We start from the raw sequence: 21,814 nt of genomic DNA, 5'->3' as shown, positions 1-21,814 counted from the left end.
GAAAATGACGATTTTTAATAACTATGAAGTGTGGTTCGTTATCGGTAGCCAGCATCTGTACGGCCCTGAAGCGCTACGTCAGGTGACAAAGCACGCAGAACATGTGGTGAACAGCCTGAATGCGGAAGCCAAACTGCCGTGCAAACTGGTGCTTAAGCCGCTGGGTACCACGCCGGATGAGATCACCCATATCTGCCGCGACGCAAACTACGATGATAAGTGCGCCGGGATGGTGGTGTGGCTGCATACCTTCTCGCCGGCGAAAATGTGGATCAATGGCCTCACGATCCTGAATAAACCGCTGATGCAGTTTCATACCCAGTTCAACGCGGCCCTGCCGTGGGACAGCATCGATATGGACTTTATGAACCTGAACCAGACCGCCCACGGCGGCCGCGAATTTGGCTTCATCGGCGCCCGCATGCGTCAGCAGCACAGCGTGGTGACCGGCCACTGGCAGGATAAAGAAGCCCATCAGCGCATCGGCGCGTGGATGCGCCAGGCGGTCTCTAAACAGGATACCCGCCACCTGAAAGTGTGCCGTTTCGGCGATAACATGCGCGAAGTGGCGGTCACCGACGGGGATAAAGTCGCCGCGCAGATTAAGTTTGGCTTCTCGGTTAACACCTGGGCGGTGGGCGATCTGGTGCAGGTCGTCAATGCGGTCACCGACGGTGAAATCAGCGCCCTGGTGGATGAGTACGAAAGCAGCTATCGCCTGACCCCCGCGGTGCAAATCCACGGCGATAAGCGGCAGAACCTTCTCGATGCCGCGCGCATTGAGCTGGGGATGAAGCGCTTCCTGGAAAAGGGCGGCTTCCACGCGTTCACCACCACCTTTGAAGATTTACACGGCCTGAAACAGCTTCCGGGTCTCGCCGTGCAGCGTCTGATGCAGCAGGGCTACGGCTTTGCGGGCGAAGGCGACTGGAAAACCGCCGCTCTGCTTCGCATCATGAAGGTGATGGCAACTGGTCTGCAGGGCGGCACCTCCTTTATGGAGGATTACACCTACCACTTCGAGAAAGGCAACGATCTGGCGCTGGGCTCGCATATGCTGGAAGTCTGCCCGACCATCGCCACCCCTGAAAAACCGATTCTCGACGTGCAGCCGCTGGGCATCGGCGGGAAAGCCGATCCGGCGCGCATCATCTTTAACACCCAGACCGGCCCGGCGATCGTCGCCAGCCTGATCGATCTCGGCGATCGCTATCGTCTGCTGGTGAACACCATTGAAACGGTGAAAACGCCGCACGAACTGCCGAAGCTGCCGGTGGCCAACGCCTTGTGGAAAGCGCATCCGGATCTGCGCACCGCGTCCGAAGCCTGGATCATCGCTGGCGGCGCGCACCACACCGTCTTCAGCCATGCGCTCACCCTCGACGATATGCGCCAGTTTGCTGAGCTGCAGGATATCGAGCTGACCGTGATTGATAACGAAACCCGTCTGCCCTCCTTCAAGGACGCGCTGCGCTGGAACGAAGTGTATTACGGTTCAAAACGCTAAGGGGCCGTCCCTCACCCTCTCCCTGAGGGTGCGGGTGAGGGGAACTGACTCGCCAGCAATTCGGAGCACAGTATGTTAGAAGATCTTAAACGGCAGGTTCTCGAAGCCAACCTGGCCCTGCCAAAGCACAATCTGGTTACCCTCACCTGGGGCAACGTCAGCGCCGTCGACCGTGAACGGGGCGTGCTGGTGATTAAACCCTCCGGCGTCGACTACAGCGTCATGACCGCCGAGGATATGGTGGTGGTCAGCCTGGAAACCGGCGACGTGGTGGAAGGCAAGAAAAAGCCCTCTTCCGATACGCCAACCCACCGTCTGCTGTATCAGGCATTCCCGACGCTGGGCGGCATTGTTCATACCCATTCGCGTCACGCCACCATCTGGGCGCAGGCCGGACAGTCGATTCCCGCTACCGGCACCACCCACGCCGACTATTTCTACGGTGCGGTCCCCTGTACCCGTTTGATGACCGACGATGAGATCAACGGCGAGTACGAATGGCAAACCGGCGAAGTGATCGTTGAAACCTTCCGTGAGAAAGGCATCGATCCGGCGCAAATGCCCGGCGTGCTGGTGCACTCGCACGGCCCGTTTGCCTGGGGGAAAAACGCCGAAGACGCGGTGCATAACGCTATCGTGCTGGAAGAGATCGCCTATATGGGCATCTTCTGCCGCCAGCTGGCGCCGCAGCTGCCGGAGATGCAGCAAACGCTGCTGGATAAACACTATCTGCGCAAGCACGGCGCGAAAGCCTATTACGGGCAGTAACGCCGCAGCATTCCCGGCTCGCGCTGCGCTTAGCCGGGCTACAGGCTGGTAGCCCGGCTAAGTCCGGGAAACAGCGCGCCATACCTGTATAAAACCCCAGCATCATTCGGTGAACCAGGCTATAATCAGGCCTGGTTTTTACTGATGAGAGCACGGCGTGACGCAGCCACGAGCAGGTTTTTTACTCACCCGTCACTGGCGGGATACCCCGCAGGGCACCGAACTGACATTCTGGCTGGCGACCGATGACGGCCCGCTTGAGGTCACCCTGCCGCCGCAGGAATCCGTCGCGTTCATTCCCGAATCGCAGCGCCCGCAGGCTGAACGCCTGCTGCAGGGCGAAAACGGCCATCGCCTTGCTGCGCTCACTCTGCAAGATTTTCATCGCCAGCGGGTGTTTGGTCTCTACTGCCGCGCTCACCGCCAGCTGATGCGGCTGGAAAAAAAGCTGCGCGAAAACGGCGTCACGGTATATGAAGGCGACGTTCGCCCGCCGGAGCGCTATCTGATGGAGCGCTTTATCACCGCCCCGGTGTGGGTTGAAGGCGAGGCGCGCGGCCAGCGGCTGGTCAACGCGCGGATGAAGCCCAATCCCCACTACCGGCCGCCCCTGAAGTGGGTGTCGCTGGACATCGAAACCAGCCGCCACGGCGAGCTCTACTGCATCGGCCTTGAAGGCTGCGGCCAGCGGGTCGTCTATATGTTAGGGCCGGAACCTGCCACCCCGCCTGCCGTCGATTTCGAACTGGAGTACGTCGCCAGCCGCCCGCTGCTGCTGGAAAAGCTTAACGCCTGGTTTGCCGCCCACGACCCGGACGTGCTGATCGGCTGGAACGTGGTGCAGTTTGATTTACGCGTCCTGCAAAAGCACGCCGAGCGCTATCGCATCCCGCTGCTGCTCGGCCGCGGCAACAGCGAACTGGAGTGGCGCGAACACGGTTTTAAGAATGGCGTCTTCTTTGCTCAGGCCAACGGCCGCCTGATTATCGATGGCATCGAGGCGCTGAAATCCGCGTTCTGGAACTTCTCCTCTTTTGCGCTGGAGTCGGTCGCCCGCGAGCTGCTCGGCGAGGGCAAAGCCATTGATAATCCCTGGGATCGGATGGATGAAATCGATCGCCGCTTTCACCAGGATAAACCGGCGCTGGCCACCTATAACCTGCAGGACTGCGAGCTGGTCACGCGCATCTTCCACAAAACCGAGATCATGCCGTTTTTGCTGGAGCGCGCGACGGTCAACGGCCTGCCTGCGGATCGCCACGGCGGTTCGGTAGCCGCCTTTAGCCATCTCTATTTCCCACGCATGCACCGGCTCGGCTACGTCGCGCCGAACCTCGGTGAAGTGCCGCCGCAGGCCAGCCCCGGCGGCTACGTGATGGACTCCCGCCCCGGCCTCTACGACTCGGTGCTGGTGCTGGATTACAAAAGCCTGTACCCGTCGATTATCCGCACCTTTCTGATCGACCCGGTAGGGCTGGTGGAAGGTCTGGCGCAGCCCGATGACGCTCACAGCACCGAAGGCTTTCTCGGCGCGCGCTTCTCGCGAGAAAAACACTGCCTGCCGGGGATCGTCGGGCAAATCTGGCACGGGCGCGACGAGGCCAAGCAGCATAAAAACAAACCGCTGTCGCAGGCGCTGAAAATCATTATGAACGCCTTCTACGGCGTGCTCGGTACCAGCGCCTGCCGCTTTTTCGATCCGCGTCTGGCCTCATCCATCACCATGCGCGGCCACACGATTATGCGCCAGACCAAAGCGCTGATTGAATCCCAGGGCTATGACGTTATCTACGGCGATACCGACTCCACCTTCGTGTGGCTCAAACGGTCCCACAGCGAAGAGGAAGCCAGCAGCATCGGCCGCTCGCTGGTGGCCTTTGTCAACGAATGGTGGGCGGCGGAGCTGAGCAAAGAGGGGCTTGTCAGCACCCTCGAGCTGGAGTTCGAAACCCACTTCTGCCGCTTTCTCATGCCCACCATTCGCGGCGCGGATACCGGCAGTAAAAAGCGCTACGCCGGGATGATTCAGGAAGGCAGCGAGCAGCGCATGGTGTTTAAAGGGCTGGAGACGGTACGCACCGACTGGACGCCGCTGGCCCAGCAGTTTCAGCAGGAGCTTTATCTGCGCATTTTCCGCCATCAGCCCTATCGCGATTACGTGCGCGAAACCATTGATAAGCTGATGAACGGCGAGCTTGACGATCGGCTGGTCTACCGCAAGCGCCTGCGCCGTCCGCTGGCGGAGTATCAGCGCAACGTGCCGCCGCACGTGCGCGCGGCCAGGCTCGCTGATGAGCAAAACGTCAGGCTGGGCAGGCCGCAGCAGTATCAGCAGCGCGGCAGCATTAAATACGTCTGGACCACCGGCGGGCCGGAGCCGGTGGATTATCAGCAATCACCGCTGGATTATGAACACTATCTTTCTAAGCAATTAGAGCCTGTCGCCGAAGGAATACTTCCCTTTGTCGACGACGATTTTGCTACAATAGTGACGGGGCAGCTGGGGCTATTTTGATTTTTTCTCACTCATTCCGCTGGCGCAAAAGCCGCAAAATGAAGGGTGAGGAGGACGTGACGAACGTTCCGCCATCCAGTAATATAGCGCCCTTTCCATTCCTGGACCCAATTTTGACGTATCTCCGATTCTCCATGGAGATGCTCAACTATTGCCTGCAATCAAAGAACTAAAGAGCCGAACATATATGCCTTTTACACTTGGTCAACGCTGGATTAGCGACACAGAGAGCGAACTGGGATTAGGGACGGTCGTTGCGCTGGACGCGCGCATGGTGACCCTGCTTTTCCCCGCCATCGGCGAAAACCGTCTGTACGCACGCAACGACTCCCCAATCACCCGCGTGATGTTTAACCCGGGTGATACCATCACCAGCCACGAAGGCTGGCAACTCCAGGTTGACGAAGTTAATGAAGAGAACGGTCTGCTGGCCTACACCGGCACCCGCCTCGATACTCAGGAAGCCAACGTTACCCTGCGTGAAGTGCTCCTCGACAGCAAGCTGGTCTTCAGCAAACCGCAGGACCGTCTGTTCGCCGGACAGATCGACCGTATGGACCGTTTCGCCCTGCGCTATCGTGCGCGTAAATTCCAGAGCGAACAGTACCGTATGCCGTGGAGCGGCCTGCGTGGCCAGCGCACCAGCCTGATCCCGCATCAGCTGAATATCGCCCACGACGTTGGCCGCCGCCACGCGCCGCGCGTCCTGCTGGCGGACGAAGTGGGTTTAGGTAAAACCATTGAAGCCGGGATGATCCTGCATCAGCAGCTGCTCTCCGGCGCCGCGGAACGCGTCCTGATCGTCGTCCCGGAAACCCTGCAGCACCAGTGGCTGGTGGAAATGCTGCGCCGCTTTAACCTGCGCTTCTCGCTGTTTGACGATGAGCGTTATGCCGAAGCGCAGCACGACGCGATTAACCCGTTCGAAACCGAACAGCTGGTGATCTGTTCGCTGGATTTCGTGCGCCGCAGCAAGCAGCGCCTGGAACACCTGTGCGAAGCCGAATGGGATCTGATGGTCGTTGATGAAGCGCACCACCTGGTCTGGAGCGAAGACGCCCCGAGCCGGGAATATCAGGCGATTGAACAGCTGGCCGAATGCGTGCCGGGCATTCTGCTGCTCACCGCGACGCCGGAGCAGTTGGGAATGGAGAGCCACTTCGCCCGCCTGCGCCTGCTCGACCCCAACCGTTTCCACGACTTCGCCCAGTTTGTTGAAGAGCAGCAGAACTACCGTCCGGTTGCCGACGCGGTCGCCCTGCTGCTGGCCGGTAATAAGCTGAGCGACGCCGATCTGAACGCGCTGAGCGATCTGATCGGCGAACAGGATATTGAACCATTATTGCAGGCCGCCAACAGCGATCGCGATGATGCCCAGGCCGCTCGTCAGGAGCTGGTGTCGATGCTGATGGACCGCCACGGCACCAGCCGCGTGCTGTTCCGCAACACCCGTAACGGCGTCAAAGGTTTCCCGAAACGCGAGCTGCATACGATTCGTCTGCCGCTGCCGACCCAGTACCAGACGGCCATTAAGGTTTCCGGTATTATGGGCGCCCGCAAAACCGCCGAAGAGCGCGCCCGCGACATGCTCTATCCGGAGCAGATTTATCAGGAATTTGAAGGCGATACCGGCACCTGGTGGAACTTCGATCCGCGCGTTGAATGGCTGATGGGCCATCTCACCAGCCACCGCTCGCAGAAAGTACTGGTCATCTGCGCCAAAGCGGCCACCGCGCTGCAGCTGGAGCAGGTCCTGCGCGAGCGCGAAGGCATTCGCGCCGCGGTGTTCCACGAAGGGATGTCGATTATCGAACGCGACCGCGCCGCCGCCTGGTTCGCCGAGGAAGATACCGGCGCTCAGGTGCTGCTGTGTTCTGAGATCGGCTCCGAAGGCCGCAACTTCCAGTTCGCCAGCAATCTGGTGATGTTCGACCTGCCGTTCAACCCGGATCTGCTGGAGCAGCGTATCGGCCGTCTTGACCGTATCGGCCAGGCTCACGATATTCAGATCCACGTTCCCTATCTGGAAAGAACCGCCCAGTCGGTGCTGGTGCGCTGGTATCACGAAGGCCTGGACGCTTTCGAGCACACCTGCCCGACCGGCCGTACCGTCTACGACAGCGTGCATAACGAACTGATCAACTATCTTGCCACGCCGGAAAATACCGACGGCTTCGACGACCTGATCAAAGCCTGCCGCCAGCAGCATGAAGCGCTGAAAGCGCAGCTGGAACAGGGCCGCGACCGTCTGCTGGAGATCCACTCCAACGGCGGAGAAAAAGCCCAGCAGCTTGCGGAAAGCATTGAAGAACAGGATGACGACACCAGCCTGATCGCCTTCTCCATGAACCTGTTTGATATCGTCGGCATCAACCAGGACGATCGCGGCGAGAATCTGATTGTCCTGACCCCCTCCGACCATATGCTGGTCCCGGATTTCCCGGGCCTGCCGGAAGATGGCTGCACCATTACCTTTGAGCGTGACGTCGCCCTGTCCCGCGAAGACGCGCAGTTCATCACCTGGGAACATCCGCTGATTATCAACGGTCTGGATCTGATCCTCTCCGGCGATACCGGCAGCAGCACCATTTCGCTGCTGAAGAATAAAGCGCTGCCGGTAGGTACTCTGCTGCTGGAGCTGATTTACGTCGTTGAAGCGCAGGCGCCGAAGCATCTGCAGCTCAACCGCTTCCTGCCGCCGACGCCGGTGCGCATGCTGCTCGACAAAAACGGCAACAACCTCGCCGGTCAGGTGGAGTTCGAAAGCTTCAACCGTCAGCTGAGCGCGGTTAACCGCCACACCGGCAGCAAACTGGTCAACGCCGTCCAGCAGGACGTCCACGCGATTTTACAGCAGGGCGAAGGCCAGGTAGCCAAAGCGGCCCAGGCGCTGATCGACGCCGCGCGTAAAGAAGCCGACGATAAGCTGACGGCAGAGCTGTCGCGCCTTGAAGCGCTGCGCGCCGTGAACCCGAACATCCGCGATGATGAACTGGCGGCTATCGAGAGCAACCGTCAGCAGGTTATGGACGCGCTGGCGCAGGCGGGCTGGCGCCTGGATGCGCTGCGCTTAATCGTGGTCACCCACCAGTAACGGAACGCGAATATGGCGATGGAAAACTACAATCCGCCGCAGGATCCCTGGCTGGTTATTCTCTACCAGGATGAGCACATTATGGTGGTCAACAAGCCAAGCGGCCTGTTGTCCGTGCCGGGCCGGCTTGCCGAGCACAAAGACAGCGTGATGGCGCGCGTTCAGCGCGACTTCCCGCAGGCCGAGTCGGTGCACCGGCTGGATATGGCGACCAGCGGCGTGATTGTGGTGGCCCTGACCAAAGCGGCAGAGCGCGAGCTGAAGCGGCAGTTCCGCGAGCGGGAGCCGAAAAAGCAGTACGTCGCCCGCGTCTGGGGGCATCCGGAGAAAACCGAGGGTCTGGTGGATTTACCGCTGATTTGCGACTGGCCGAACCGGCCAAAGCAGAAGGTGTGTTACGAAACCGGCAAAGCGGCGCAAACCGAGTATGAAGTGCTGGAGTTGGCGGCGGACAACACCGCCCGCGTGCGCCTGAAGCCGATTACCGGGCGTTCGCATCAGCTGCGCGTGCATATGCTGGCGCTGGGCCATCCGATTCTTGGCGACCGCTTTTATGCGTCGCCGGAAGCGCTGGCCATGGCGCCTCGTCTGCTGCTGCACGCCGAAACGCTGACCATCACCCACCCCGCTTTCGGTAATACGATGACGTTTCGCGCGCCGATCGACTTCTGACCGTACCTCTCTGTCCCGGGTCGTGCCGCCAGCGGCTCACCCGGGCTACTCCTCGCTCATCAATGCCGCGGAAAACGGGCGTCAGTCGCGGGCAAACCACGCATCAATCATCTGCTCAACGCGGGCCACAACCTGCCCGGTATCATGGCGGCGGCTGCGCGCGCAGGCGTGCGCGGGCTCGTCGCACAGCAGGCAGCGGCGCTGGTTCTCCCCCATTGACTGACGGCCAACCAGGCCATTTTTCGGGCAAATGACGTCAATATCCCACAGGCGGCCCAGCGGATGGGTATGCTCAAGATCGGTACAGAAGGCTTTGATTTCACTGGCGGCGTGATCGACGCACCACAGCGCTTCCGGCCCGGTCGGCAGCCACAGCACCTGGCGATCCAGCGTCTGCCAGCGGTGTTTCCACAGCATCTGATCGCAGGCCTGCAGCGCCACCCCCATCATATTACGGTAGCGAATGCTGTCTTTCACCGCGCCCGGCGTCACCAGGGTCAGCGAAATCACCGGCCGCTGATAATGGGCTAACCAGTCGGCCTGGCGCGCGGCACGCTGCTCTTTCGCCGCCAGCAGCGCTTCCATGCTTACGCCCTCACGGGCGAGAGTATCCACTGACATTTGTTTCTCTCCTCACTTAATAAAAGGCAGCGGACAGGCTGCCGTCGCAGTCGCGAATAATGGCGCTGATTGTATCGCTAAACGATCCCTGTTTTGGAGACGGGGCGCAGATATTTTCTGCGCCATTTAGCACGAAAAAGCAGACTTAGCGGTTATAAAAAAGTTAAATCAGGCCAGAAAGTGACTGAGGAACAGCAGACCCAGCGAAACATTAATCGCGCCGCCGATCCGGGTTGCGATCTGCGCGAACGGCATCAGGTTCATGCGGTTGCCGGAGGTCAGAATCGCCACGTCGCCGGTACCGCCCTGACCGCTCTGGCAGCAGGAGACAATCGCCACGTCAATCGGGTACATGCCAATCTTTTTGCCGACCAGGAAACCGGTCGCCACCAGCGCCGTTACGGTGCTGATAATCACCAGCAAATTGGTCACGGTAAAGGCGTTGACCAGCTCCTGCCACGGGGTGATCGCCACGCCGACGGCAAACAGAATCGGATAGGTGACCGCCGTACGGAAGAACTTATACACCATCTGCGAGCCCTCCTGCAGGCGCGGAGAGACGCCGTTCACCAGCTTCAGCAGCACCGCGAGGAACAGCATGCCCACCGGCGCGGGCAGGCCGATGGTCTTCTGCCCCAGCATACCCAGCATATAGAGCAGCACCGCCAGCAGCGCGCCGGAGGCCAGCGTCGTCACGTCCATTTTGCCCTCGGCGGGCGTTTCGCGATGCGTCTCGTTGCGGCGGTTCGGCATCAGCTGCCCCTCCCCGGTCAAATGCGGGAAACGCTTGCCCAGCTGGTTCAAACAGCCGGAGATAACGATCGCCGTCAGGCTGCCCAGCATCACCATCGGCAGCACGCGCCCAAGCGCCACGCCCTGATCCATATGCATCAGCGCGGCGTAGCCAATCGACAGCGGGATCGCCCCCTCGCCGACGCCACCGGCCATGATCGGCAGGACGATAAAGAAGAACACCTGAAACGGCTCCAGCCCCAGCGCGGTACCGACGCCGACGCCGACCACCATGCCGACGATTTCGCCGCACAGCATCGGGAAGAAAATCCGCAGAAAGCCCTGAATCAGCGTGGTGCGGTTCATGCTCATAATGCTGCCGACGATAATGCAGCAGATATAAAGATAAAGAATGTTGGTCGACTTATAGAATTTGGTGGTCGATTCCACCACCACCTCCGGCAGCAGGCCGTAATGCACCAGCGCAGAAGGGATAAAGGTCGCGCAGATGGCCGCCGCGCCGAGCTTGCCGAGTACCGGCAGCCGTTTACCGAATTCGCCGCAGGCAAAGCCGAAAAAGGCCAGCGTCGCTACCATCACGACGATATCGCTCGGCAGCTTGCCGCCCAGGCAGTCCAGCGCGATCAGGCCGCCGGCCAGCAAAAAGAGCGGCAGCGGGATAATACCGACTTTCCAGTTATCGAGGATATGCCACCAGCGCTGCTTAAGCGCGGGTTTCGGCGTATTAATAGGGTCGATGGTTGCAGAGAATGCATTGTCTGTGGTGCTCATAATTAAGCCCTCTGGTTATTATTACTTTTCAGGTTAGAGGGCCATGCGCGGAGTTAATGTGAGGATCGGCAGATTAAAAAAGAAGTTTTAATGGTCACTATGGTTTTTATGGTTTCTATTATTATTGTGAAACCGCTCTGATTTATTGCCGTGGTTTTTAAGGTTTTTAAATCCAGCGCCTGATTAACCTTGATAAATTCCCCGCCAGCGGATAATTCTGGTTCCCGGACGCTCTTGTGACGTTCACCGGTTTCCCTCAGCCACGATGCCGGCAGCGAAAAAATGATACGCTGCCGTATCCCTGATACTGTGCATTATACTTATGAAGGTTTCATTTCAGTTTAAGCTGTTCATTTCGCTGGTCGCTTTTTTCTCAGTGCTGTTTGCGCTGCTGGGCGTGTATTACTATTTCGACGCCAGCCATCAGCTTTATCAGGAAATGAGCGCCCGCGCGAAAATACAGGCAGAAGAAATCGCGCTGATGCCGGATTTACGTCAGCAGGTGGCGCGTGAAGACGCGCTGGCGATAAAGACCTTTATGAAAAATATCGCCGCCCACAGCGACGCCAGTTTTATCGTCATTGGCGATAAGCGGGGCGTGCATCTGTTTCACTCTGTCCATCCGGAGTGGGTCGGCACGCGGCTGGTTGGCGGCGATAACCAGCCGGTACTTGAGGGGAAAAGCACGACCACCATCCGCAAAGGAGGACTCGGTATTTCCCTGCGCAGCAAAGCGCCCATTTTCGATGACGCGGGTCGGGTCGTTGGCATTGTCTCCGTCGGCTATCTCACCAGCTATCTCGACAGCATTACGCTGGCAAAAGTCATCAATATCTTCATCGCCGCGGTGCTGCTGCTTATCGCGCTGTTTATCTTCTCCTGGTACTTCACCCGCAGCATTAAGAAACAAATTTTCTCGCTGGAGCCGCGCGAAATCGGCCTGCTGGTGCGTCAGCAAAAAGCGATGATGGAGTCGATATACGAAGGGGTGATTGTGATTGACCATCACCGGCGTATTGAAGTGATAAACCACGCCGCCCGCAGCCTGCTCGGACTGAGCCAGCCCGCGCACCAGCTGCGCGGTAAGTCTATCGATAGCGTCATTACGCCGCAGCCGTTTTTCGCCGGCGGAGAGATGTTCGAAAGCGATACCCACGACGAGCTGTGCCGTTTTAATCAGCTGACGGTACTCGCCAGCCGGGTGCGAATCATGCTGGAGAATGCGCTCCAGGGCTGGGTGATCACCTTCCGCGACCGCGATGAAATCAACTCCCTGAGCGCCCAGCTCAGCCAGGTAAAACGCTACGTTGATAATCTGCGCATCATGCGCCATGAACAGCTCAACCGGATGACGACCCTCTCCGGCCTGCTGCATATGGGCCACTATGATGAGGCGATTCGCTATATTCAGGCGCAGTCGGAGCATGCCCAGGAGCTGCTGGACTTTATTTCATCGCACTTTAATTCGCCGACGCTGTGCGGCCTGCTGCTGGGTAAAGCCGCCCGCGCGCGGGAAAAAGGGGTTGAGCTGAGCTTTGACCCGGCCTGCCGCATCGACCGCCCGCTGCCCTCGTTGATGGAGTCCGAGCTTATCTCTATCATCGGTAATCTGCTGGATAACGCCATTGAAGCCACCCAGCGCGCTGAACTACCGCACGAACCGGTCGAGATCCTGATTCAGCTCAACGCCCGGGAATTAATGATTGAAGTCGCCGATCGCGGCGTTGGTATTCGTCCGGAGATCCGCGAGCATATATTTGAGCGCGGCGTCACCACCAAAACCCGCGGCGATCACGGTATTGGACTGTATCTTATTGAGCGCTATGTCACCCAGGCTGGCGGCACGATTGAAGTGGCCGACAACGCGCCGCGCGGGGCGATTTTCACGCTGTTTATTCCCGCCAGCGGGCCAGCCCATCCGCAAGAAGAGACGCACTATGCATCATGACCTGGTCGATGTCCTGATCGTTGAAGATGAAAGCGAACTGGCGCGGCTGCACGCCGAGCTTATCCAGAAACACCCGCGCATGCGGCTGACCGGCACGGCGGCCTCTCTCGCCCAGGCGCGGCAGATACTCAACGCCAGACCGCCGCAGCTGGTGCTGCTGGATAACTACCTGCCGGACGGCAAAGGGGTCACCCTGATGAACGACCCTATTATGGCCCATGCTAACTGCTCGGTGATCTTTATCACCGCCGCCAGCGACATGGAAACCTGTAGCCAGGCAATCCGCAACGGCGCCTTCGACTACATTCTTAAGCCGGTATCATGGAAGCGCCTGAGCCAGTCCCTTGAACGGTTCGTGCAGTTCTACGATCAGCAGCGCGAATGGAAGATCGTCGACCAGCAGAACGTGGATTCGCTGTATCAGCTGCAGGCTAAAAACTACCGAGCCGATAGCGGCAGTAAAGGCATTGAAGAAAAAACGCTGGCGCTGGTGCAGAGCCTGTTTACCGGCGAAGAAGAGCGCTGCTTTTCGGTTGATGACGTGGTGAGCGAGGCTGGCTTGAGCAAAACCACGGCCCGTCGCTATCTGGAGCACTGCGTGGAAATCGGCTTTCTGGAGGTGGAAATGCTGTACGGCAAGATTGGCCATCCGCGGCGTATGTACCGCCGCGCCGCTGGCGCATCGTGACGCCTCTCCCGCCCGGGAGAGGCCGGTCGTTTAGAAGCCGCGCTGCTCTTTAATCAGCTCCCAGGCTTTCTGGATCTCCTGCGCTTTCTGCTTAGCCATCTCCATCATTTCCGGCGGTAGCCCTTTCGCCACCAGCTTATCCGGATGGTGCTCGCTCATCAGCTTACGATAGGCGCGCTTGACGGTGGCGGCATCGTCGGTCGCTTTGACGCCCAGCACATTGCAGGCATCTTCAAGGGTTGGCCCGCGCTGCGCCTGCTGCCAGCCGGCGTTGCCGCCGCGCTGGCCGTAAGATTGCTGCTGCGAACCGCCGCCAAACTGCGCCCCGCCCTGCATCATGCGCAGGAACTGTTCGAACTGAGCGCGGGAGATGCCCAGCTCGTCGGCAATCACAAACAGCACGTCACGTTCGTTGGGATGCAGTTCGCCGTCGGCGAAAGCCGCCTGCAGCTGAATTTCCAGAAACATCCGAATTAAATCAAAACGCCCAAAGCAGACGCTGCGCAGCTGGCGCATTTTCTCCCGCAGCGGGTAATCATCTGATTTCCCTACGCGAAACGCGTGCTGGGCCGCGGTACGCGCTTCGCCGTGCAGGTTCATGCGATCCATCAGCAAATTGGCGACCTGAATATCGGCTTCGGTAACGCGCCCTTTCGATTTGGTCAGATGCCCCATCACTTCAAACGTCGTCGAGAAAAACAGCGACTGGCGCTCCTGCTGATTGGCAAAGACGTTCAGCCGGCGGCTGCGCGCGCGGTCAAACATATGTCCGATTAAGAAGCCCAGCACCACGCCCCAAAAGCCGCCGCCCATCATCAACGCAACCGCAACGCCAATTATTTTACCCAAATACTGCATAGACTCCCCAATCTCTCTGCCGCCAGTTAAGCTATATCTGACCGCACGTTACAAAGCGTTTACGCCTCGGTCAATTGTGGGACATAGCCTATAATTTGCTTTATCATACTCGTCATTCTACACGGTGCCTAACGCTCGGGCTCGAAACGGGCAGGATTAACACTAGCGCGATTTAGACGAGTACGTTAGGCTCTGACCGTTTGCAAGCCGCTGCCACACGATGACGGAACAACAAATACAACGTATGAAAAAACGTATTCCCAGCCTCCTGGCCACCATGATTGCCAGCGCCTTGTATAGCCAACAGGGCCTCGCTGCCGATCTCGCCACGCAGTGTATGCTTGGCGTACCAAGCTACAATCGTCCTTTGGTTGAAGGGAAACCCAACGACCTGCCGGTGACGATCGATGCCGATCATGCGAAAGGCAACTATCCTGATAACGCCGTATTTACCGGCAACGTTGATATCAATCAGGGGAACAGCCGACTGCAGGCCGATGAAGTGCAGCTTCATCAGCAGCAGGCCGCGGGCCAGCCGCAGCCGGTGCGCACGGTCGACGCCCTCGGCAACGTTCACTATGATGACAATCAGGTGATCCTCAAAGGGCCGAAAGCCTGGTCGAATCTGAACACCAAAGATACCAACGTCTGGCAGGGCGATTACCAAATGGTTGGCCGTCAGGGGCGCGGTACCGCTGACCTGATGAAACAGCGCGGTGAAAACCGCTATACCATCTTAGAAAACGGCAGCTTCACCTCCTGTCTGCCGGGCTCTGACACCTGGAGCGTGGTCGGCAGTGAAGTCATCCACGACCGCGAAGAACAGGTCGCTGAGATCTGGAACGCCCGCTTCAAGCTCGGTTCCGTACCGATTTTTTATAGTCCCTACCTGCAGCTGCCGGTGGGCGACAAGCGTCGTTCGGGCTTCCTGATCCCCAACGCCAAATACAGCACCAAAAACGGCGTCGAGTTCTATCTTCCTTACTACTGGAACATCGCCCCGAACTTCGACGCCACGCTGACGCCGCACTATATGAGCAAGCGCGGCGGCGTCATGTGGGAGAACGAATTCCGCTATCTGACCAAAGCAGGAACCGGCTTAATCGAGTTCGACTACCTGCCTTCGGATAAAATTTACCAGGACGATCACTCTGGCGACAGCAATAGCCGCCGCTGGCTGTTCTACTGGAACCATTCTGGCGTCGTAGACCAGGTGTGGCGCTTCAACGCCGACTACACCAAAGTCAGCGACCCGGACTACTTTAACGACTTCAGCTCTAAATACGGTTCCAGTACCGATGGCTACGCGACGCAGAAGCTCAGCGCCGGCTACGCGAATCAGAACTTTGACGCCACCGTATCGACCAAGCAGTTCCAGGTCTTTAACCGCGACTCAAGCAACGCCTATTCCGCCGAGCCGCAGCTGGACGTGAACTACTACCAGAACGATGTCGGCCCGTTTGATACCCATCTTTATGGCCAGGCGGTGCATTTTGTTAACTCGAACAGCAGAATGCCGGAAGCAACGCGCGTTCACTTCGAGCCAACCATCAATCTGCCGCTGTCTAACGGCTGGGGAAGCATCAATACTGAGGCAAAACTGCTGGCAACCCATTACCAGCAAAGCAACCTTGATGACTACAACGCGGCCAACGGTACCGATTACAAAGACTCCGTTAACCGCGTCATGCCGCAGTTTAAAGTCGATGGTAAAATGGTTTTCGAGCGCGATATGCAGGAGAACTATACCCAGACGCTTGAGCCGCGGATGCAGTATCTGTATATCCCCTATCGTGACCAGAGCAAGATCGGCAGCTACGACTCAACCCTGCTGCAGTCGGACTACAGCGGCCTGTTCCGCGACCGTACCTATAGCGGCCTCGACCGTATCGCTTCCGCCAACCAGGTCTCCACCGGCGTCACATCTCGCGTTTATGATGCCGCCGCCGTTGAACGTTTTAATATTTCCGTTGGTCAAATCTACTATTTCACCGAGGCACGTACCGGTGACGACAACATCAACTGGGAGAACAACGACACGCGAGGTTCACTGGTATGGGCTGGCGATACCTACTGGCGCATCGCCGATGACTGGGGTTTACGCGGGGGAATTCAGTACGATACGCGTCTGGATAACGTCGCAACCGGCAGCGGAACCGTGGAATACCGTCGCGACGAAAACCGTTTAGTACAACTTAACTATCGTTATGCGAGCCCGGAATACATTCAGGCGACCCTGCCGTCTTATTCCACCGCTAAGCAGTACAAAGATGGTATCTCGCAGGTGGGGATGACCGCCAGCTGGCCAATCGTCGATCGTTGGGCAGTCGTCGGCGCGTATTACTACGACACGAATACCAGAAAGTCAGCGAACCAGATGTTAGGGGTTCAGTATAGCTCCTGCTGCTACGCTATCCGCGTCGGCTATGAACGTAAGATCAACGGCTGGGATAACAGCAGCAGCGAAAGCAAATACGACAACACCTTCGGCTTTAACATTGAGCTGCGCGGCCTGAGCTCCAACTACGGTCTCGGCACCCAGCAGATGCTGCGTTCGAACATTTTACCGTACCAGAGCTCCCTGTGATGTGGCTGGTTTACACGTAATCCGCAATTGCGGTTAATTGAAATGGAAAAAGTATGAAGAACTGGAAAACGCTGCTTCTCGGTATCGCCATGATCGCGAATACCAGTTTCGCTGCCCCACAGGTTGTCGATAAAGTAGCGGCTGTCGTCAATAATGGCGTTGTTCTTGAAAGCGACGTCGATGGCTTGATGCAATCGGTAAAACTGAACGCCGGCCAGGCCGGGCAGCAGCTGCCGGATGACGCCACCCTGCGTCATCAGATCCTTGAGCGTCTGATCATGGACCAGATTGTCCTGCAGATGGGCCAGAAAATGGGCGTGAAGATCTCTGACGATCAGCTCGACCAGGCCATCGCCAACATCGCCAAACAAAACAACATGACCATGGATCAGATGCGCAGCCGTCTGGCCTATGACGGTATCAACTACAGCACCTACCGTAATCAGATTCGTAAAGAGATGCTGATTTCGGAAGTACGTAACAACGAAGTCCGTCGTCGTATCACCGTTCTGCCGCAGGAAGTTGAAACCCTGGCCAAACAGATTGGCGATCAGAACGACGCCAGCACCGAACTGAATCTCAGCCACATTCTGATCCCGCTGCCGGAAAACCCAACGTCCGAGCAGGTGGCAGAGGCTCAGGATCAGGCCAATTCAGTGGTTCAGCAGGCGCGCAGCGGCGCGGACTTTGGCAAACTGGCTATCACCTACTCTGCCGACCAGCAGGCGCTGAAAGGCGGCCAGATGGGCTGGGGCCGGATTCAGGAACTGCCGGGCATCTTCGCCCAGGCGCTGAGCACCGCGAAAAAAGGCGATATCGTCGGCCCGATACGTTCCGGCGTGGGCTTCCATATCCTGAAAATTAACGATATGCGCGGCGGCAGCCAGAACATCTCCGTGACCGAAGTTCACGCTCGCCATATCCTGCTGAAACCGTCGCCGATCATGAACGACGATCAGGCTCGGGCGAAGCTGGAGCAGATCGCGGCTGATATTAAGAGTGGAAAAACCACCTTTGCCAAAGCGGCAAAAGAGTTCTCTGAAGATCCGGGCTCTGCCAACCAGGGCGGTGATTTAGGCTGGGCGACGCCGGATATCTTCGATCCGGCCTTCCGCGACGCCATTCTGCGCCTCAATAAAGGCCAGACCAGCGCTCCGGTTCACTCCTCCTTCGGCTGGCACCTGATTGAGCTGCTGGATACCCGCAACGTCGACAGAACCGACGCCGCGCAGAAAGATCGCGCTTACCGCATGCTGATGAACCGTAAGTTCTCTGAAGAAGCGGCGACCTGGATGCAGGAACAGCGCGCCAGCGCCTACGTGAAGGTTCTGAGCAACTAATTGCATTAGCCTCATACACAACATCGCTCAGGGTGTATCGAGGCGGCTGAGCAAATCGCCCCGGTCTCTGACGGGGGCGACGAAGCGCGGCCAGTAAGAGACCGCCTGAAGGATGACGTGTATGAATCGAGTTGTTATCACTCCCGGTGAACCCGCCGGGATTGGCCCCGACCTCGTTGTGCAGCTTGCGCAGCGCGACTGGCCGGTAGAGCTGGTGATCTGCGCCGATGGCGCTCTGCTGTCTGACCGGGCGAACCTGCTCGGTCTTCCTTTATCGCTTCTGCCTTACAACCCTACCGCTCCCGCTACGCCCCAGCGTGCAGGCACCCTGACCCTTCTCCCCGTCGCGCTCAACGCGCCGGTTGAACCGGGCGTGCTCAACGTCAGCAACGGCAGCTACGTGGTAGAAACGCTGGCCCGCGCCTGCGATGGCTGTCTGAACGGCGAATTCGCCGCGCTGATTACCGGGCCGGTGCACAAGGGCATTATTAACGATGCGGGGATCGCCTTTACCGGTCATACCGAGTTCTTTGAAGAGCGCTCGCAGGCCAGTAAAGTGGTGATGATGCTGGCGACCGAAGCGCTGCGCGTGGCGCTGGTGACCACTCACCTGCCGCTAAAAGCGATAAGCGATGCGATTACCTCAGAGCTGCTGCGGGAAATCATCACTATCCTGGATCACGATCTGCGCACCAAATTTGGTATCAGCAACCCGCACGTGCTGGTTTGCGGCCTGAACCCGCACGCGGGCGAAGGCGGCCATATGGGGACGGAAGAGATCGATACCATCATTCCGGTGCTCGAAGAGATGCGCGCGAAGGGGATGAATCTCAGCGGCCCGCTGCCGGCGGATACCCTGTTTCAGCCGAAATACCTCGACCATGCCGATGCGGTACTCGCGATGTATCACGATCAGGGCCTGCCCGTGCTAAAATACCAGGGCTTTGGCCGCGGCGTGAACATTACGCTCGGTTTACCATTTATTCGCACTTCCGTTGACCACGGCACCGCGCTTGAACTTGCGGGCCAGGGGAAAGCGGAAGTCGGCAGTTTTATCACGGCGCTTAATCTCGCCATTAAAATGATTGTTAATACTCAATGAATAATCGAGTCCATCAGGGCCACTTAGCCCGTAAACGCTTCGGGCAAAACTTTCTCAACGATCAGTTTGTGATCGACAGCATTGTCTCGGCCATCAATCCACAAAAAGGCCAGGCGATTGTTGAAATCGGCCCCGGCCTCGCCGCGCTGACCGAACCGGTCGGTGAACGCCTCGACCAGCTCACCGTTATCGAGCTGGACCGCGACCTGGCCGCTCGTCTGCAGACGCATCCGTTCCTCGGACCTAAGCTGACGATTTATCAGCAGGACGCGATGACCATGAACTTCGGCGAGCTGTCGCAGAGCATGGGCCAGCCGCTGCGCGTATTCGGCAACCTGCCGTACAACATCTCGACCCCGCTGATGTTCCATCTGTTCAGCTATACTGATGCCATTGCCGATATGCACTTTATGCTGCAAAAAGAGGTCGTCAATCGCCTGGTTGCCGGGCCGAACAGTAAGGCGTATGGTCGGTTAAGCGTAATGGCGCAGTACTACTGCCAGATCATTCCGGTGCTTGAAGTTCCGCCGAGCGCCTTTACGCCGCCGCCTAAAGTCGATTCCGCCGTGGTGCGTCTGGTGCCTTACCGCACGCTGCCGCATCCGGTGAAAGAAGTGCGCGTACTGAGCCGTATCACGACGGAAGCCTTTAACCAGCGTCGGAAAACGATCCGCAACAGTCTCGGCAACCTGTTCAGCGTTGAGGTTCTGACCGAACTGGGCATCGATCCGGCGAAGCGCGCAGAGAATATTTCCGTAGCGCAGTACTGTCAGCTAGCTAACTGGTTATCTGAGAACGCGCCCACCAAGGAGAGCTAACCATGATTAATTCGCCCCGAGTTTGTGTACAGGTGCAAAGCGTCTACATCGAATCGCAATCTTCTCCGCAAGAAGAGCGCTACGTCTTCGCTTATACCGTGACCATTCGCAATCTGGGGCGGACGCAGGTTCAGCTTCTTGGCCGCTACTGGCTTATCACCAACGGCCACGGTCGTGAGACCGAAGTCCAGGGTGAAGGCGTGGTCGGCGAGCAGCCGCATATTCCGGCCGGCGGCGAATATCAATATACCAGCGGCGCGGTCATTGAAACGCCGCTGGGCACCATGCAGGGACATTATGCGATGATCGATGTGAACGGCGCGCCGTTCACCATCGAAATCCCTGTTTTCCGTCTCGCAGTACCCACTCTCATCCATTAAAACATGTCTACATACCTTATTGGCGACGTTCACGGTTGCTACGATGAACTGATCGCATTATTAGAGCAGGTGGAGTTTAACCCTGAGACTGATACGCTGTGGCTCACGGGCGACCTGGTCGCGCGCGGTCCCGGTTCGCTCGAAGTACTGCGTTTCGTGAAACAGCTTGGCGATAGCGTACGCCTCGTCCTGGGCAATCATGACCTGCACCTGCTGGCGGTCTTTGCGGGCATTAGCCGCAATAAACCCAAGGATCGGCTGAAATCGCTGCTTGAGGCGCCGGACGCCGACGATCTGCTCAACTGGCTGCGTCGTCAGCCGATGATGCAAATCGATGAAGAGAAAAAGCTGGTCATGGCCCATGCCGGGATCACCCCGCAGTGGGATCTGGAAACCGCCAAACAGTGCGCCCGCGATGTGGAAGCCGTACTTGCCAGCGACTCCTATCCGTTCTTCCTTGATGCGATGTACGGCGATATGCCGAACAACTGGAGCAACGAACTCAGCGGCCTGGCGCGCCTGCGCTTTATCTCCAACGCCTTTACCCGCATGCGCTACTGCTTCCCGAACGGGCAGCTGGATATGTACGCCAAGGAGGCGCCGGAAAACGCGCCCGCGCCGCTCAAGCCGTGGTTTGCTATTCCCGGGCCGGTGGCCAGCGAGTACAGCATTGCCTTCGGTCATTGGGCTTCGCTGGAAGGGAAAGGCACGCCGGAAGGGATTTACGCGCTGGATACCGGCTGCTGCTGGGGCGGCGATCTGACCTGCCTGCGCTGGGAAGATAAAACGTACTTCACGCAGCGATCGAACCGGCAGAGCAATCTTGATGAAGGCGAGGCGATCGCCTCCTGAAGAGAGTCACCCCGGTGAGCGAACGTCACCGGGGAAAACCTTAGCGGCGCTCCAGAATCTCGAAGCAGTAGCTATGGGAATTCTGCGCATCGGCATCGTGGAACTCGCTGAATACCGACTCCCACTCATCCGGATCGTAATCCGGGAAGTGGGTATCCCCTTCCACTTCCGCATCAATATGGGTCAGATAGAGCTTGTGCGCTTTCGGCAGGAACTGCTCGTACACGCGTCCGCCGCCGATCACCATCATCTCTTCCACGTCGCCGCAGGCGGCAATGGCTTCATCGACCGATTTGACCCACTGCACGCGATCGTCGGTGCCGGGCTGGCTGCTAATCACGATATTTTTACGCCCCGGTAACGGACGACCGATGGATTCCCAGGTAAGACGTCCCATCACTACCGGTTTGTTTAAGGTATTGCGCTTAAACCAGGCGAGATCGGCAGGCAGATTCCATGGCATGGCGTTTTCCATACCAATGACGCGATCTACCGCTAACGCCGCAATCAGACTGATCATTGAATAATTCCCGAATGCAA

At 58.3% G+C, this 21,814-nt stretch carries 17 protein-coding genes; 13 read left to right on the top strand and 4 right to left on the bottom strand.

The window, feature by feature from the left end; all coding sequences use genetic code 11:
* The first annotated feature begins 4 nt into the window (after positions 1-4).
* From araA to rluA, 5 genes are all read left to right on the top strand, one after another.
* Positions 5-1,507, top strand: a complete 1,503-nt coding sequence (araA, locus tag SIK97_RS02180) for an L-arabinose isomerase (RefSeq protein ID WP_057173156.1) — start codon at positions 5-7, stop codon at positions 1,505-1,507.
* A gap of 72 nt (positions 1,508-1,579) precedes the next feature.
* Positions 1,580-2,275 carry an L-ribulose-5-phosphate 4-epimerase gene (gene araD / locus SIK97_RS02175; RefSeq protein ID WP_014227900.1) on the top strand — a complete coding sequence of 232 codons (696 nt, stop codon included), beginning with the start codon at positions 1,580-1,582 and terminating at the stop codon, positions 2,273-2,275.
* A 157-nt stretch (positions 2,276-2,432) separates the two neighbouring features.
* Entirely contained in the window at positions 2,433-4,790 is a 2,358-nt protein-coding gene (polB, locus tag SIK97_RS02170; RefSeq protein ID WP_049080569.1) for a DNA polymerase II, read from the top strand.
* Between the two features lie 187 nt (positions 4,791-4,977).
* Positions 4,978-7,884, top strand: coding sequence for an RNA polymerase-associated protein RapA (gene rapA, locus SIK97_RS02165; protein WP_025106476.1), 2,907 nt, complete (start codon positions 4,978-4,980; stop codon positions 7,882-7,884).
* 12 nt (positions 7,885-7,896) lie between these two features.
* Positions 7,897-8,556: a bifunctional tRNA pseudouridine(32) synthase/23S rRNA pseudouridine(746) synthase RluA gene (gene rluA, locus SIK97_RS02160; RefSeq protein ID WP_004098537.1), complete on the top strand. Its 660-nt coding sequence runs from the start codon at positions 7,897-7,899 to the stop codon at positions 8,554-8,556.
* Between the two features lie 81 nt (positions 8,557-8,637).
* On the opposite strand, the gene citX is transcribed toward rluA, so the two are convergent.
* Positions 8,638-9,177, bottom strand: coding sequence for a citrate lyase holo-[acyl-carrier protein] synthase (gene citX / locus SIK97_RS02155; protein WP_004098536.1), 540 nt, complete (start codon positions 9,175-9,177; stop codon positions 8,638-8,640).
* Positions 9,178-9,345: 168 nt separating this feature from the next.
* Positions 9,346-10,701 (bottom strand): 2-hydroxycarboxylate transporter family protein, encoded by a 1,356-nt coding sequence (locus tag SIK97_RS02150; protein WP_004098535.1) that lies wholly within the window; start codon positions 10,699-10,701, stop codon positions 9,346-9,348.
* Positions 10,702-11,023: 322 nt separating this feature from the next.
* Between SIK97_RS02150 and SIK97_RS02145 the strand changes: the two genes are divergently transcribed.
* Entirely contained in the window at positions 11,024-12,649 is a 1,626-nt protein-coding gene (locus SIK97_RS02145; protein ID WP_057173155.1) for a sensor histidine kinase, read from the top strand.
* Complete coding sequence (locus SIK97_RS02140) at positions 12,639-13,337, top strand: response regulator (protein WP_025106473.1); 699 nt, start codon at positions 12,639-12,641, stop codon at positions 13,335-13,337. The genes SIK97_RS02145 and SIK97_RS02140 overlap by 11 nt, the downstream gene beginning before the upstream one ends.
* A gap of 30 nt (positions 13,338-13,367) precedes the next feature.
* Here SIK97_RS02140 and djlA read toward each other — a convergent pair whose 3' ends face one another.
* Positions 13,368-14,195: a co-chaperone DjlA gene (gene djlA, locus SIK97_RS02135; RefSeq protein WP_014837387.1), complete on the bottom strand. Its 828-nt coding sequence runs from the start codon at positions 14,193-14,195 to the stop codon at positions 13,368-13,370.
* Positions 14,196-14,439: 244 nt separating this feature from the next.
* On the opposite strand from djlA, the gene lptD reads away from it, so the two are divergent.
* From lptD to apaH, 6 genes are all read left to right on the top strand, one after another.
* Positions 14,440-16,782 (top strand): LPS assembly protein LptD, encoded by a 2,343-nt coding sequence (lptD, locus tag SIK97_RS02130; protein WP_014227893.1) that lies wholly within the window; start codon positions 14,440-14,442, stop codon positions 16,780-16,782.
* Positions 16,783-16,835: 53 nt separating this feature from the next.
* Positions 16,836-18,122 (top strand): peptidylprolyl isomerase SurA, encoded by a 1,287-nt coding sequence (gene surA, locus SIK97_RS02125; RefSeq protein WP_004098530.1) that lies wholly within the window; start codon positions 16,836-16,838, stop codon positions 18,120-18,122.
* A gap of 121 nt (positions 18,123-18,243) precedes the next feature.
* Complete coding sequence (gene pdxA, locus SIK97_RS02120) at positions 18,244-19,224, top strand: 4-hydroxythreonine-4-phosphate dehydrogenase PdxA (RefSeq protein WP_100248295.1); 981 nt, start codon at positions 18,244-18,246, stop codon at positions 19,222-19,224.
* Positions 19,221-20,042 carry a 16S rRNA (adenine(1518)-N(6)/adenine(1519)-N(6))-dimethyltransferase RsmA gene (rsmA, locus tag SIK97_RS02115; RefSeq protein ID WP_004098527.1) on the top strand — a complete coding sequence of 274 codons (822 nt, stop codon included), beginning with the start codon at positions 19,221-19,223 and terminating at the stop codon, positions 20,040-20,042. The genes pdxA and rsmA overlap by 4 nt, the downstream gene beginning before the upstream one ends.
* A gap of 2 nt (positions 20,043-20,044) precedes the next feature.
* Entirely contained in the window at positions 20,045-20,422 is a 378-nt protein-coding gene (gene apaG, locus SIK97_RS02110) for a Co2+/Mg2+ efflux protein ApaG (RefSeq protein ID WP_004098526.1), read from the top strand.
* Positions 20,423-20,425: 3 nt separating this feature from the next.
* A complete protein-coding gene (apaH, locus tag SIK97_RS02105) occupies positions 20,426-21,274 on the top strand; it encodes a bis(5'-nucleosyl)-tetraphosphatase (symmetrical) ApaH (RefSeq protein WP_014227890.1) in 849 nt (282 codons plus the stop codon).
* 40 nt (positions 21,275-21,314) lie between these two features.
* Here apaH and folA read toward each other — a convergent pair whose 3' ends face one another.
* Complete coding sequence (gene folA, locus SIK97_RS02100) at positions 21,315-21,794, bottom strand: type 3 dihydrofolate reductase (protein ID WP_004098524.1); 480 nt, start codon at positions 21,792-21,794, stop codon at positions 21,315-21,317.
* Between the last annotated feature and the right edge of the window lie 20 nt (positions 21,795-21,814).

Source organism: Klebsiella sp. JN_Kp126 (assembly GCF_033843325.1).
In the GTDB taxonomy this organism is placed as follows: domain Bacteria; phylum Pseudomonadota; class Gammaproteobacteria; order Enterobacterales; family Enterobacteriaceae; genus Klebsiella; species Klebsiella michiganensis.
This window is presented reverse-complemented; position numbering and strand designations above follow the sequence as displayed.